A 13932-nucleotide genomic window follows, 5' to 3' on the forward strand; every position below is an offset into this window, starting at 1 on the left:
AGGGGTCGAATAATGAAATTGTACGGAAGTAGTGTCTCGCCTTTTTACGAACGGTGTTTGATCGCTCTTGAAATGAAAAATGCTTTGGATGCTGTTCAGTATCCTGGGTTCCCGCCGGGTGGGATGAAATCTGATGCGCATTTCAAGGGGCATCCTTACGGTAAAATCCCTTATCTGGAACTGGATGATGATACCTGTCTGATTGAAGGCCAGGTGATCATGGAATATTTGGACGGTGTTGTGGGGGGACCCACGTTGACACCCGCTGACCCGTACGATAGGGCGCGCGCTTCCCTGATTGGCAGGATTGTGGACACATATATCTTTCCGCATCAGGGAAAATTGTCTGGCAATGTGATATTTGGTTATCAAGACCCCGAAGGCGAACAGAATGCGATTGAGAAAGGTATTCCAGATGCGATTAAGGCACTGGAACGCTATATCGGGGATGGCCCAAATGTGATTGGCGATAGTTGGTCCACGGGCGATGCTGCCTTGATCCCTTATATGTTTCATGCGCAGTTGGCTAAGGATGCTTTTGGTTTTGATGTTTTGGCAGATCATAAAGTTCTGGCAGCATGGTGGGGCAATGTGCAGGACACAGCTATCGTGCAGAACTGTATGGCCCGGATGCAGAAATCATTCGAATATCTGCAGGCAGCAATGGCTGATTAATGTTAATGAATTTCAAGTACGGCGCTTATACCCAGCGCCGTACTTTTTCTTTGTAGACCAGATAATCATCCCCTATCGATCTGGTCAAAAACTCTTCTTCCAGCCGTACCTGTATGTTCACTGCGACCCAGCCAAGGGTTAGCATCATCAACATAAACCAGCTTGGCAGCATCAGAAACATACCCAGATTAAATATCACACTGCCAAGGAAAAACGGATTACGGCTTATACTGAAAAGACCGCGGTCCACCAGCGCACCAGGTTCGTCGTCCGGGATGCCAATGCGCCAGCTATCAGACATTTGTGCCTGCGCGGCAAGGGACCAAACGATCCCAAAGCTGGTAACCACAACGCCTGCCCACTGCACGGCGGGTAGGTAGAAGGCTGCAAAAGGCCCCGTATGGATGTCAATATCCCAGAAACAGCGTGCAACTGCATAGAGCATCACGAGCAAGGTTACCCGCTTGTACCATTTGCCGATCTCTCCCATCGGGCTGTCGTCAGCTTTCAAACGGTAGGGGTTGATGCCGGACGAGCGGCGCATTTGTTCTGTCCGCCAGACAAAGCCGCCAATCATTACAGCGCCGAAAATCAGTATTGTCCAATTCGGCCAGCCGATAGTTTCCATCCTAGTTCCCCTTGTACTTCGCGGCATCTTGCGGTACAGCATGGCCAAATATTTCCATTTGAACAAGGAACAAAAACGAATGGCTTCCTACGAATATGTGTATCAGATGCAGGGCCTGTCCAAAACTTACCCTGGTGGCAAGCAGGTTCTGAATAACATCCGCCTGAACTTCCTGCCGAACGCCAAGATCGCTGTAATCGGCCACAACGGTGCCGGTAAATCAACCTTGATGCGGATTATGGCGGGTATTGATACAGAATATCAGGGCGAGTGTTTTGCTGCCAAAGGTGCCCGTGTTGGATATTTGCCGCAGGAGCCAGTGCTGGACGATAGTCTGGATGTTCTTGGCAATGTCATGCTCGGCTTGGCGGACTTGCAGGCTCTGGTTGACGAGTTTAATCAGGTTGCAGGTGATTACGGTATGGACCCTGAAAACATGGACCTTCTGAACCGTATGGGAGAACTGCAGGAGCAGATTGACGCGGCTGATGCATGGGACCTGCAGGGTCAGGCAGAGGTGGCGATGGACGCGCTGCGTTGTCCGCCATCTGATTGGGCTGTAGATAAGCTTTCTGGGGGTGAACGCCGCCGTGTTGCGCTTTGTAAGCTTCTGCTTGAAAAGCCTGAAATGCTGCTGCTTGACGAACCAACCAACCATTTGGATGCTGAGACAGTTGCATGGCTTGAGCGTTATCTGCAGGACTATAAAGGCTGTGTGATCCTTGTAACGCACGACCGGTATTTCCTTGATAATGTTGTTGGTTGGGTTCTGGAGCTTGATCGGGGTCGCGGTATTCCGTTTGAAGGCAACTATAGTGCATGGCTGGAAATGAAATCCAAGCGTATGTCCCAGGAAGAAAAAGCCGAGAAGTCCCGTCAAAAAGCACTGGACGCAGAGCTGGAATGGATTCGTCAAAGCCCGAAAGCCCGTCAGGCGAAATCAAAAGCGCGTATCAAGGCGTACGATGAGCTTCTTAATCAGCAGCAGGAGCGTCTGCAAGGTAGTGCACAGATTAAGATTCAGCCGCCTGAGCGCCTTGGTAATAAGGTTATTGAAGCCAAAGGCCTTACAAAGGCATTTGGTGACAAACTGCTATTTGATGATTTGAACTTTTCTCTGCCACCGGGTGGTATCGTTGGCGTGATTGGTGCGAACGGTGCTGGTAAGACTACACTCTTTAAGCTGATTACCGGTCAGGAAACACCAGACGCTGGTTCAATTGAAGTGGGTGACACTGTTCAGCTTGGCTATGTGGATCAGAGCCGCGATGCCCTTGACCCGAACAAAAATGTCTGGGAAGAAATTTCCGAAGGTAATGACGTCTTCTATTTTGGCAAAACCGAGATTAATACGCGTGCCTATGTTGGTGCCTTTAACTTCAAGGGTGGTGACCAGCAGAAGAAAGTCGGTATCCTGTCTGGGGGTGAGCGTAACCGCGTACACCTGGCCAAGATGCTGAAAGAGGGCGGTAACGTACTCCTGCTTGACGAACCAACAAACGATCTGGACGTTGAAACTTTGTCAGCACTGGAAGAAGCGCTGGAAAATTTCGCCGGTTGTGCCGTGGTAATCTCACACGACCGTTTCTTCCTTGACCGTATTGCGACGCATATTCTGGCGTTTGAAGGCAACAGCCACGTGGAGTGGTTTGAAGGTAACTTTGAAGCTTACGAAGAAGACAAAAAACGTCGTCTTGGTGCAGACGCCGATCAGCCACACAAGATTAAGTTCCGCAAGTTCGAACGTTAATCGCGGATAAAAGTCTTATAAAAATACCTATGGAGGAGGCGACCAATGTTGGTCGCCTTTTTCTATGCAAAAATGTTTTACAGACTATTCATTATTGGTGCTCTTTTTTTCTTGGAACAAATGGGGAACATGGAGTATGGTTAATGTCCATCAGCAAGGGAGAAGAAGTATGATTGGATATGTAACTTTAGGAACAAATAACTACGATAAAGCTGTGGCTTTTTATGACGCCCTAATGGGCGAAATGGGCGCAGGCCGTTTTATGGAAAGCGACTCGTTCGTCGCATGGGCTACGGCACCTGATGCACCATCAGTCTGTGTAATCAAACCGCATGACGGCAAGCCTGCCACCGTTGGTAATGGTGTTATGGTTGCCTTGCATGTCGAGAGCCCGGAAAAGGTAGATGCACTCTATAAAAAAGTTTTAGAGCTTGGCGGCACGGACGAGGGCGAGCCCGGCGAGCGTATGGATGGTTTTTATGCCGCTTATTTCCGGGACCTGGACGGAAATAAACTGAATTTTTTCGCGATGACAAGCGCTTAATCAAAGCTAGTTTTATTAAAAGAAAAGGCGCCAAGTAAGGCGCCTTTTTTATTTGTGAGAACTTTTCCTGGATGAAGTTTAATCTTCTATTTCATCAAATATATCATCCGCTTCAGAGTGGTCACGCTTGCCGTTTCTGATCTCAAAGGCCCGGTTTTGTTGATACTGGATACGCATGTATAGATACGGATCTTTGTTGCGTAGAACTTCATCAATCAGGCCATAACTGCGGGAGTAACGATCCAGAGATTCTACACCAATTTTGCCAAGCTGCAGTCCTTCTTCGTCAGCATTGTCGATCGCAATAGCTGCCGGATCGGCGAAGAATCCAACACCACTGCCAAAGGCATCGCGGCCACTTGATGGCCCGAGAAAGGGAAGAACCAGATAAGGACCATCGCCAACACCCCAAACAGCAAGGGTTTGTCCAAAGTCTTCCTGATGATATTCAAGGCCGGCCCCTTCTGAAATATTTAGAAGGCCGCCAATCCCGACGGTAGAGTTAATCACAAAGCGCTGGAAAGTAGTGCCAGCCCGCTTGAATTCGCCTTGCAGAATGTCGTTTATGAAAACCCACGGTTCACGTAGGTTGCGGAAAAAGTTGCGTACTGCCTTGCGGGGAGGCTCAGGCACTACTGTTTCGTAAGTCTTGGCAACGGGCTTCAGGACGGCTTTATGCGTTACCTCATTGAAGGCAAACATGGTGCGGTTAAAGCCTTCCAGTGGGTCGCTGTTCGCTGTCTGGGTTGTGCTGCAGGCGCTAACAGATGCCAGCAGAACACCAAGAATTATGAATTTTTTAAATAAACTTCTCATGTGGGTGTTCTTAATTTTACTTATTTATACTCGGAACGTTGCCCTTGAAATATGTCAACCAGAGGGCAGTTTCAATGGTCTTGACGATTAATTTACCAGCACGTGATCATTAGAGAAACTAATTCTGATTATATATTTTTTCACCTTTACAAATATAAAGAAAACTTTATATTGCAGTGAAGCAATTGGAGGAGTACTGGCATATGGAAAGGTTGTTGACAGAGCTGCGCGCCGCTGGCGAGGCAACCCGTCTGCGCATACTTGCCTTGCTTCGCCATGGGGAATTGACTGTTGGTGAAATTGTTCAGGTTTTGGATCAAAGTCAACCGCGTGTTTCCAGGCACCTTAAACTACTGTGTGATGCAAATCTGCTGGTTCGCTTTCAAGAAGGGACGCTGGTTTTTTACCGTCTAGCTGATCAGGGCCGTGCAGAAAGTTTCAGCAGTCGTATCCTGCCTTTATTAGGCGATGATGACCCCGTTATTCAGGATGACGAGACCAGACTGCGCAGTATTCGGGAAGCCAATTTCAAAAAAGCGCAAACATATTTCCGTGAGAATGCTGCAAGCTGGGATGAAATACGGTCTCTGTACGTACCGGAAGAACAGGTGGAAGCCTGTCTGCTGAGTATGGTTGAAACCGACAAGCATGCTACTCTTCTTGACGTTGGTACGGGTACCGGGCGGATGCTGGAACTTTTCGCAGGACGTATCAGTGCAGGTATTGGAATTGATGTATCACGCGACATGTTGGCGGTCGCACGCAGTAATTTAGCCAAGCACGGAGTTACGAATTGCACAGTGCGGCAAGGGGATATGTACAGCCTTGACCTTGCTGACCAGACGCAAGACCTCGTGATTTTGCATCAGGTACTGCACTTCGCGGATAAGCCAAAGGAAGCACTTGCCGAGGCTGCGCGTGTACTTGCGCCAGGTGGTACACTGCTGGTGGCTGATTTCGCGCCGCACGCATTTGAAAAACTGCGGGAAGACCATGCGCACAGACGGCTTGGCTTCGCGGATGTAGAAATGGAAGAATGGGCAATGGCCGCGGGACTGAAGGTGGCTGATACCCGCCATTTTGATGGCTCTGATCTTGTTGTAACAGTCTGGAAATTAGTAAAATAAGAACGCAGTAAGCGTTTTAGGAGTAAAGATAATGTCACATGCTGGTTTGTCTGCCGGTGTTTTGCACCCATCCCTGTTCGCGGAACCTGTGCGCGATGCAAACATCTCGTTCGAGTTTTTTCCGCCGAAAACACCGAAAATGGAAGAAACTTTGTGGCAGTCTATCAAGAAGTTAGAGCCCCTTGACCCGGCATTTGTTTCAGTAACATACGGTGCAGGCGGATCAACACGTGAACGTACGCACAGGACAGTAAAACGTATTGTTGAGGAAACCTCCCTTGTAACAGCAGCGCACCTTACATGTGTGGGTGCGTCACGCGATGAGGTTAATGATGTAATCCGACAGTATAAAGATGACGGCGTGAACCACATTGTGGCACTGCGCGGTGATGCGCCGGAAGGGGTTGACTGCTACACCCCGCACCCTGATGGCTATGTGAATGCCGAAGATCTGGTCAAGGGTATCCGCGATATTGGTGATTTTGAAATATCTGTCGCAGCGTACCCTGAAAAACATCCAGATAGTCCAACACTGGCGGCGGATCTTGAGAATTTAAAACGGAAGGTAGACGCAGGCGCGACCCGTGCGATCACCCAGCTGTTTTTTGAGCCGGATGTCTATTTCCGTTTCCTGGATCACTGCCAGTCATACGGTATTGATGTGCCAATCGTTCCGGGTGTTTTGCCGGTCACGACGGGCGCAATGCTGCGGACTTTTGTCGCAAACTGCGGAGCAAATGTACCTGCTTGGCTTTCCGAGATGTTTGATGGTCTGGATGATCGTCCCGAAACACGTAAAATGGTGGCAGCGGCGATTGCGGCAGAGCAGGTGCGCAAGTTATATGCAGGCGGTGTTCGGGACTTTCATTTTTACACAGCCAACCGTGCAGACCTTACCTTTGCTATCTGTCATATGCTGGGACACAGACCACCGGCAGGAACGCCAGGAGAATAACCATGAGCAAACAGGACATTCTGGAGAAAATAGCGGCAGAACGCATTCTGGTTATGGACGGTGCGATGGGTACCATGATCCAGCGCCATAAGTTGGCAGAGGCTGATTATCGCGGTGAGCGGTTCAAGGACTGGCACTGTGATGTTAAAGGCAATAATGACTTGCTGGTTTTAACCAAACCGGACCTTATTCAGGAAATTCATGAGGAGTTTCTGGCTGCAGGTGCTGATATCGTTGAAACAGACACCTTCAACGGCACCAGTATTTCGCTCGCTGATTATGACATGCAGGCATTTGCCTACGAGATCAATAAAGCAGGGGCAGAGGTAGCCCGTGCTGCAGCAGATGCATGGACTGCAAAAACGCCTGAAAAGCCGCGTTTTGTAGCGGGCTCTGTCGGGCCAATGAACAAAACACTGTCGATTTCTCCGGATGTGAATAGCCCTGGGTACCGCGAAGTTACCTTTGATGAGGTAGCGGATGCATACAGGGAACAGATGCGGGGCCTGATTGATGGCGGTGTTGACATTATCCTGATTGAAACTGTTTTCGATACACTGAATGCCAAAGCCGCGATCTATGCAGTTGAAGATGTGTTTGAAGAAAAAGGCGTACGTCTGCCGATCATGATTAGCTGTACGGTAACAGATATGTCTGGACGTAATCTGTCCGGTCAGACGATTGACGCGTTCTGGTACAGCGTACGCCATGCGAAGCCTTTCAGTATCGGCCTTAATTGTGCCTTTGGTGCAGACTTATTGCGGCCGTATGCGGTTAGTATTTCTGCCGTGGCAGACACGCGCGTATGTGCCTATCCAAACGCAGGCCTGCCTAACGAGATGGGCGAGTATGATGAAAGCCCAGACCAAACAGCTGCGCACCTTGGCGAGTGGGCTAAAACAGGACTGCTGAACATCACTGGCGGATGCTGCGGTACGACGCCAGACCATATTGCAGCGATTGCAAAGGCAGTGGAAGGCGTGAAACCACGCTCTATTCCCAAGCATGAGCCAGTGATGCAGCTATCCGGCCTTGATCCGATAACAATCATTAATGCACCATCCCCGTCGGCGACGGCCTAAGAGTTTAAAACCATGACCCAGCCAACAGCACAATTTATCAATATCGGTGAACGGACGAATGTTGCCGGTTCAGCGAAATTCAAGAAACTTATCTTTGAAGGTAAGTATGACGAAGCCGTCGCGATCGCGCGCGATCAGGTGGAAGGCGGCGCGCAAATCATCGATATCAATATGGATGATGCGATGCTGGACGCCAAAGAGGCAATGGTGACGTTTCTGCAGTTAATTGCGGCCGAGCCGGATATCGCGCGCGTGCCGGTAATGATCGACAGCAGTAAATGGGACGTGATTGAAGCAGGGTTGAAATGCGTTCAGGGTAAGTCGGTTGTAAACTCTATCAGTCTGAAGGAGGGGGTCGAGCCGTTCAAGGAGCAGGCCCGTACAATCATGCGCTACGGTGCTGCGGTTGTTGTTATGGCTTTTGATGAAGATGGCCAGGCTGACACTATCGAACGCAAATTTGAAATCTGTAAAAACAGCTATGATATCCTTGTGAACGAGGTCGGTTTTCCGCCAGAGGATATTATTTTTGATCCCAATATTTTTGCAGTCGCAACTGGTATTGAGGAGCATGACCCTTACGGCGTGAACTTTATCGAGGCAACGCGCCTGATTAAAACACATTTGCCCTATGCAAAGGTTTCGGGCGGGGTGTCCAATGTGTCTTTTTCCTTCCGGGGTAATAATCCGGTTCGGGAGGCCATGCACAGTGTCTTTCTTTATCACGCGATCCGTGCGGGGATGGATATGGGGATTGTCAACGCAGGTCAGTTGACAGTTTATTCCGAGATTCCCGATGACTTGCGCGAACGGGTAGAGGATGTGATCCTGAACCGCCGTTCTGACGCAACAGAACGTCTTCTTGACGTGGCAGACGACTACAAAGGAACCGCCAAGGAGCGAAAAGAGGACCTTACCTGGCGGGAAGCACCGGTTGCAAAGCGTATGGAATATGCACTGGTTAAAGGTATTGCAGATTATATCGAGGCGGATACAGAAGAAGCCCGTCAGATGTTTGATAAACCGATTCAGGTGATCGAAGGACCGCTTATGGACGGTATGAATACCGTTGGTGATTTGTTCGGTGCTGGCGAAATGTTCTTGCCGCAAGTGGTGAAATCTGCGCGGGTGATGAAACAGGCCGTGAATTACCTGCAGCCATTTATCGAGGCTGAAAAAGGCGAAGGCACAAAGCCCAAGGGTAAAATCCTGATGGCGACGGTGAAGGGCGATGTCCATGATATTGGTAAAAATATTGTGGGGGTTGTGCTGCAGTGTAATAATTTTGAGGTCATTGATCTTGGCGTGATGGTGCCGTGGGCAGAAATTTTGAAAGCCGCGAACGATCATCAGGTCGATATTGTGGGCTTGTCAGGCCTGATTACGCCGTCTCTGGATGAAATGTGTACCGTAGCCGAGGAAATGGAGCGGGCAGGGTATTCCATGCCTGTTATGATCGGCGGGGCAACAACCAGCCGTGTACATACCGCAGTCAAGGTGGCGCCAAACTATTCTGGTCCGCTTGTGCATGTTCTGGATGCATCCCGTGCTGTCGGGGTGGCAAGTACGCTATTGTCAGAGGATTTGAGCGGAAAATATATCGCCGATGTTCGGGCAGAATATCATGACATTCGGGAAAAAAGGCTCGCCAAACCCAAAGTGGACCGCCTTGTGCCGATTGCCGAGGCCCGTGCCAATCGTGAAAAACTGTCTTACACGCCCGTGAAGCCTACCTTCACAGGGACAAAAGTCTTTGATGATTATCCGCTGGAGACACTCGTAGACAGGATTGACTGGACACCGTTCTTCCGGACATGGGAACTGGCTGGCAAATACCCGCAAATTCTCGAAGACGCCGTGGTCGGGGAAAGTGCTCGCAGTCTTTATGCCGATGCACAGGAGATGCTGCAAAAAATACTGTCTGAAAAATGGCTGACGGCCAAGGCAGTCGTTGGCTTCTGGCCCGCCAATGCCGATGGGGACGACGTTGTTCTTTTTGATAGCGAAGACCGTACGGCAGAAATGGACCGTATTTATTGTCTGCGCCAACAGGTACAGAAGCGTGCAGGCCGTGCAAATGATTGTCTGGCCGACTTTGTCGCACCGAAAGGGACAGACGATTGGGTTGGCGGCTTTGTGGTAACTGCGGGGCACGGCATTGACGAACATGTCGCCCGGTTCAAGGCTGCACATGATGATTATAATGAAATTATGGTCAAGGCCCTGGCAGACCGTCTTGCAGAAGCATTTGCAGAGCATATGCATGAACGGGTCCGGAAAGAATTCTGGGGATATGCTGGCAGTGAAACCCTGACGAACGAAGATTTGATCAAGGAACGCTATAAAGGTATTCGTCCCGCGCCGGGGTATCCTGCATGTCCGGATCATAGTGCCAAACCAGCCTTGTTTGACTGGCTTGATGCGACACAGCAGGCGGGTGTCGAATTGACGGAAAGTTTCGCCATGACACCGACGGCGGCCGTATCAGGATTTTATTTTGCGCATCCAGACAGTCACTATTTTGGTGTTGGTAAAATCGGCAAAGATCAGGTTGAAGACTATGCCCGCCGCAGAGGAATAGACGTGGCAGAAGCAGAAAGATATCTGCGCCCTAATCTGGCCGATTAAGCGAAATAGAAATATAAAAAGCCGGGATTTCCCGGCTTTTTCTTATGCGTGTTTTATTTGCTTAGTCGGAGGTTGGACAGGTCGTTTGCAATTGCTTCAAACGCGTTTTCCAGCTCAAGCGCAGACGGTGCATGGAAATATTTTGCCGGATCAGAGGCGCACCCCTGATAAAGATTTTGGAGACTGGTATCAGTAGCGCCTGATCCAAAGGTTACTGTATAAATAACGATATTATCGGACTTCATGCCAGAACAGATAAAGGCAAGGCGTTTGTTAATCGCGTTAATCGCAGAAGTTGATGTGGTTGCACCGTCCAATCGGCCCAGATCACGACGGCCATAGGCAGAGTAATCGCCTTTCCAGATGATGCCCAATTCTTCGTCATCTCTGTCCCACACGTTATTACAGCCTGGACAGTTACCGTCCCCATCATCATCAATGGTATCAGTTCTGTCTTGGCCCATTCGCCTTTTTCCATCGTAATGGGGAATTGGGCCTGATATATTGCTTACAATCTTATTTTCCCCATCTGTCATGAGGATTGCCGCCTTGACTGTCAAGGAATCATCATTAGGTACATCATTGATGTTATTGAAATATTCCTGATTATGTTGCAGGCGACGCCACCCCCAAACCATACCTGTTATGGGAACAGTACCACCCAATCTGTATGCTGGCTGGATTTCATCAATATAGTCATGAATTTCAGAACTTGTTTCAGAAAAGTCGAGCATCGGTAGGGGGCAAGCCAGATTTGGGCCGCGGTCATATTTTCTATTGCCACCATTACCTTTAAACTTTTTGTGTTTGGGGTGGCCAGCCTGTGACCAAGGGAGAACTTTACCAGCAGGATTTACAACAACAAGGCCATCAATGCCAAAATAGTCATTGTTGGAGTGGCCTGGTGTCCAAAAATAAGGTTTCCATTTATGGCCAGAAAAATCAGGACGAACATCCATGGCACCAGAATCTAAGGCAGAATTGGTAACTCGGGCTTCAACGCACCCATTCCATTTGCTAATATCATCCCGATCATAGGTATAACTGCTTGGCATATCTGAGAAATCTATGAAGTCATGATCGATTGCCCCACCAACGTTGGCGGCGGTTACATACGGAATGATAGAGATTTGAAGTTTGTCATCAGATAGATTGTTACCGAACAAGGCGTCAATCATAGTATGGGATGCATCCTGTAAGTCGTCAATTTTGCCGTCATCCACCATCGAACCAGTAGCGTCCAGTATCATGGCAAGTTGAAGGCCTGTTGTTTTGCTGGTTGCCTGTGCCGAGACGGTAATCGGTACTTTGTCAAAGCCCAATACCCGCATGAAGGTCATATCCAGAATGCCGGTGGTGGTGATTGTTAGCGTTGTATTGGCTTCGTCAGGAACAATGTCCAGTTCGCCCAGTGTGCCCCCCATATAATTTGTCGGGAAATTCTCATTAAAAAAGGCCCTGATCTGCGCTTCCCGCTCGGCCTCATTAAACTGATTAAAAGCCTTGCCACCGGCCAGTGCTGCGGAATCGAGAGCACCGGAAAGCTCCGACCGGTACAGATATATCCGAGACATATCTATGCCAATACCAAGTAGTGCGATGAACGGGACCAGAAGAAGTGCCGTTTTAATCATGATGGCACCGTCCTCATTGCGTTTCAACGAGAACAGGCCAGTACACAGTTTAGTGCGTAACATCTGCAGTTTCATGGTTCGTGCCATTTGTTTCGAGCAAGGGTATAACCAGAAAAGTATGATTAACAAAACTTTAAGATAAGTGAAGAAATATATCCAATACTAGAAAAATTAACTGTAAAATAGATGAAAAAATTCTAGAATAGTTGAATATACTGGAAAGAAAGATGCACTATATGACATTCCTGCCGAAAGGCTGGATACTTTGTTTATAGTATTCCGTAACTTTTTATTTGAGTAGAATAACAGGCAGGAACAATCCGTCACATGATTAAGCTTGTGCATAAATGGCTACAACACAGTCGTGCCTTCTGGTCAAACCAAAATGGTGCTGCTGCGGTAGAGTATGCGTTGACGCTGCCTGTATTTCTGTTGATTGTGCTGGGCGGGATGGAACTTGGCCGCGTGTTCATGGTCAATTCTGCGATTGAAGGTGCTGTTACCTATACGACCCGAATTGCTATGACCGGTGATGTCCCGGACGGATATGCGGACAGGGAAACATATTTGAAAGACCTAGTGCGGGACCAATTAAAGGCAGCAGGTGTTACCAATAATATATCCATTGTGACGAAGCTTTATGATTCCTTTGCCAATATTGGGGAACCTGAGATCTATACCGACACCAACGGTAACAATGAATATGACGAAGGCGAATGCTTTGTTGATGCAAACGGTAATGGTGCCTGGGACCTTGACCGCGGCGGTGCAGGTGTCGGGGCAGGGGAAAATATCATGGTTATGGATGTAGGTGTCGAGCTGCCCTATATGTCGGGCTGGATTGGAGAAATTATGACCGGCACGCGGACTATCCGCCTTTCGTCTTCGGCTGTGATTAAGAATGAACCTTTCGGCGGCGTGAAATGGACGCCGTCTGCAGATCAGGTAAATTGTGGATAGAATATAATGATTGGGGCATTACATACTCTCTATCGGAAATTACGACGAAACCAGCAAGGGGTCGTTACGGTTGAACTGGCGCTTGTTGCACCGGTTTTGATACTGATGCTACTTGGTACAGCCGATATGGTTACCTATCTGCTTGCACACCAGAAAATGTCTCGTGCGGCCTACAGTATGTCCAATCTCCTTACGCAGCTGGATGAGGGACTGAACGAAGCTGAAATGAATGATATCATGGCGGCGCTTGATGAAATATCCCGGCCTTACGAGATATCTGCGGACGGAAAGGCCGTCATGACGGCGATTATTGGTGATGGTGCCTCCGCCTCGGCACCCGACGAATACCGCGTCGCGTGGAAACGTTGCTTCGGTACCGGTACGGGCACAAGTGACTATGGTGATGAAGACGCTATTATTGCTATAGGTGGGATACCGGCTGATATGATTGTACTGACCAATCAAATGTTGATTGTGACCGAAGTATTTTATGAATTTAAGCCGCTTTTGGGGTTTCTGGATCTTGATACCAGCATGAAATATACATCTTATTTCAGACCCCGTCTTGGTACAATTGATGAAATTGTCCCGGTTAGTGGCTCTGCCCCGCAAGTTTGCTCCTGACAGGAATGTCACCAGACCTGGTGGCAATTAAGCTAATTAATCACATTTAATTAAGTAAGGTGCTATTCCGTGGTCAGCGTATACTCTGTGTGTTAGTTTGCACGAAATGCCAAAGGATACTGTCGTGCGCTATATCTGGATATTATCGGGGTTTACCTCTTTGTTCCTGGGGATACTGGGTATTGCCTTGCCTCTGTTGCCTACGACTCCTTTTCTGCTACTGGCCGCCTTTTGTTTTGCTCGTGGCTCTGACCGTCTGCGGCACTGGTTGGTCGAACATGATATTTTTGGTCCGCCAATCAAGGACTGGGAACGGTACGGCGCCATTTCGCGGAAAGGAAAATATTTGGCAGTGGGCTCGCTTGTAGCTGTTATCCTGATAAGCGTGCTACTGCAGGCGCCTTATTATGTGATCTATATTCAGTTAGGGGTCCTTACCTGTACCGGGATTTTCATAGTGTCCCGTCCCTTACCACCTTCGGATGTATAGTACCGACTATTTCTGTCTT

At 48.8% G+C, this 13932-nt stretch carries 13 protein-coding genes; 10 read left to right on the top strand and 3 right to left on the bottom strand.

The features are described from left to right. Window positions 1-12: 12 nt before the first annotated feature. The gene (locus IE181_RS09125) at window positions 13-675 is read left to right on the top strand and encodes a glutathione S-transferase family protein (protein ID WP_191252190.1); all 663 of its coding nucleotides are present in this window, start codon (window positions 13-15) and stop codon (window positions 673-675) included. Window positions 676-700: 25 nt separating this feature from the next. Here the strand turns inward: IE181_RS09125 and IE181_RS09130 are convergent, their stop codons facing one another. Beyond that, window positions 701-1303, bottom strand: a complete 603-nt coding sequence (locus tag IE181_RS09130) for a methyltransferase family protein (RefSeq protein WP_191252191.1) — start codon at window positions 1301-1303, stop codon at window positions 701-703. Between the two features lie 79 nt (window positions 1304-1382). Here IE181_RS09130 and ettA point away from each other — a divergent pair, with 79 nt between their 5' ends. Beyond that, window positions 1383-3053: an energy-dependent translational throttle protein EttA gene (gene ettA / locus IE181_RS09135; protein ID WP_191252192.1), complete on the top strand. Its 1671-nt coding sequence runs from the start codon at window positions 1383-1385 to the stop codon at window positions 3051-3053. A gap of 169 nt (window positions 3054-3222) precedes the next feature. Further along, complete coding sequence (locus IE181_RS09140) at window positions 3223-3597, top strand: VOC family protein (RefSeq protein WP_191252194.1); 375 nt, start codon at window positions 3223-3225, stop codon at window positions 3595-3597. Between the two features lie 78 nt (window positions 3598-3675). Here IE181_RS09140 and IE181_RS09145 read toward each other — a convergent pair whose 3' ends face one another. Then, entirely contained in the window at window positions 3676-4413 is a 738-nt protein-coding gene (locus tag IE181_RS09145; protein WP_191252197.1) for an MlaA family lipoprotein, read from the bottom strand. Between the two features lie 203 nt (window positions 4414-4616). Between IE181_RS09145 and IE181_RS09150 the strand changes: the two genes are divergently transcribed. The 4 genes from IE181_RS09150 to metH are packed head-to-tail and all read left to right on the top strand — an operon-like array spanning window position 4617 to window position 10205. Continuing rightward, window positions 4617-5540: an ArsR/SmtB family transcription factor gene (locus tag IE181_RS09150; protein WP_191252199.1), complete on the top strand. Its 924-nt coding sequence runs from the start codon at window positions 4617-4619 to the stop codon at window positions 5538-5540. Window positions 5541-5571: 31 nt separating this feature from the next. Beyond that, window positions 5572-6495 carry a methylenetetrahydrofolate reductase [NAD(P)H] gene (gene metF / locus IE181_RS09155; RefSeq protein WP_191252201.1) on the top strand — a complete coding sequence of 308 codons (924 nt, stop codon included), beginning with the start codon at window positions 5572-5574 and terminating at the stop codon, window positions 6493-6495. Between the two features lie 2 nt (window positions 6496-6497). Further along, window positions 6498-7577, top strand: coding sequence for a homocysteine S-methyltransferase family protein (locus IE181_RS09160; RefSeq protein ID WP_191252204.1), 1080 nt, complete (start codon window positions 6498-6500; stop codon window positions 7575-7577). A gap of 12 nt (window positions 7578-7589) precedes the next feature. Then, on the top strand, window positions 7590-10205 hold the full coding sequence (gene metH, locus IE181_RS09165; RefSeq protein ID WP_191252206.1) for a methionine synthase: 2616 nt from the start codon (window positions 7590-7592) through the stop codon (window positions 10203-10205). Between the two features lie 53 nt (window positions 10206-10258). Here the strand turns inward: metH and IE181_RS09170 are convergent, their stop codons facing one another. Continuing rightward, window positions 10259-11902 carry a TadE/TadG family type IV pilus assembly protein gene (locus IE181_RS09170; protein ID WP_191252209.1) on the bottom strand — a complete coding sequence of 548 codons (1644 nt, stop codon included), beginning with the start codon at window positions 11900-11902 and terminating at the stop codon, window positions 10259-10261. Between the two features lie 264 nt (window positions 11903-12166). On the opposite strand from IE181_RS09170, the gene IE181_RS09175 reads away from it, so the two are divergent. From IE181_RS09175 to IE181_RS09185, 3 genes are all read left to right on the top strand, one after another. Further along, on the top strand, window positions 12167-12799 hold the full coding sequence (locus IE181_RS09175) for a TadE/TadG family type IV pilus assembly protein (RefSeq protein ID WP_191252211.1): 633 nt from the start codon (window positions 12167-12169) through the stop codon (window positions 12797-12799). Between the two features lie 6 nt (window positions 12800-12805). Next, on the top strand, window positions 12806-13423 hold the full coding sequence (gene tadF / locus IE181_RS09180; protein WP_191252213.1) for a tight adherence pilus pseudopilin TadF: 618 nt from the start codon (window positions 12806-12808) through the stop codon (window positions 13421-13423). Window positions 13424-13547: 124 nt separating this feature from the next. Continuing rightward, the gene (locus tag IE181_RS09185) at window positions 13548-13913 is read left to right on the top strand and encodes a YbaN family protein (RefSeq protein WP_191252215.1); all 366 of its coding nucleotides are present in this window, start codon (window positions 13548-13550) and stop codon (window positions 13911-13913) included. The last annotated feature ends 19 nt before the right edge of the window (window positions 13914-13932 follow it).

The organism is Kordiimonas sediminis (assembly GCF_014656395.1).
In the GTDB taxonomy this organism is placed as follows: Bacteria; Pseudomonadota; Alphaproteobacteria; order Sphingomonadales; family Kordiimonadaceae; genus Kordiimonas_A; species Kordiimonas_A sediminis.

Coding starts and splice junctions, on each gene's coding strand:
- IE181_RS09130 (WP_191252191.1), bottom strand. CDS start 1,303: ATGGAAACTATCGGCTGGCCGAATTGGACAATACTGATTTTCGGCGCT.
- IE181_RS09175 (WP_191252211.1), top strand. CDS start 12,167: ATGATTAAGCTTGTGCATAAATGGCTACAACACAGTCGTGCCTTCTGG.
- IE181_RS09125 (WP_191252190.1), top strand. CDS start 13: ATGAAATTGTACGGAAGTAGTGTCTCGCCTTTTTACGAACGGTGTTTG.
- IE181_RS09170 (WP_191252209.1), bottom strand. CDS start 11,902: ATGTTACGCACTAAACTGTGTACTGGCCTGTTCTCGTTGAAACGCAAT.
- ettA (WP_191252192.1), top strand. CDS start 1,383: ATGGCTTCCTACGAATATGTGTATCAGATGCAGGGCCTGTCCAAAACT.
- metH (WP_191252206.1), top strand. CDS start 7,590: ATGACCCAGCCAACAGCACAATTTATCAATATCGGTGAACGGACGAAT.
- metF (WP_191252201.1), top strand. CDS start 5,572: ATGTCACATGCTGGTTTGTCTGCCGGTGTTTTGCACCCATCCCTGTTC.
- IE181_RS09150 (WP_191252199.1), top strand. CDS start 4,617: ATGGAAAGGTTGTTGACAGAGCTGCGCGCCGCTGGCGAGGCAACCCGT.
- IE181_RS09160 (WP_191252204.1), top strand. CDS start 6,498: ATGAGCAAACAGGACATTCTGGAGAAAATAGCGGCAGAACGCATTCTG.
- tadF (WP_191252213.1), top strand. CDS start 12,806: ATGATTGGGGCATTACATACTCTCTATCGGAAATTACGACGAAACCAG.
- IE181_RS09145 (WP_191252197.1), bottom strand. CDS start 4,413: ATGAGAAGTTTATTTAAAAAATTCATAATTCTTGGTGTTCTGCTGGCA.
- IE181_RS09140 (WP_191252194.1), top strand. CDS start 3,223: ATGATTGGATATGTAACTTTAGGAACAAATAACTACGATAAAGCTGTG.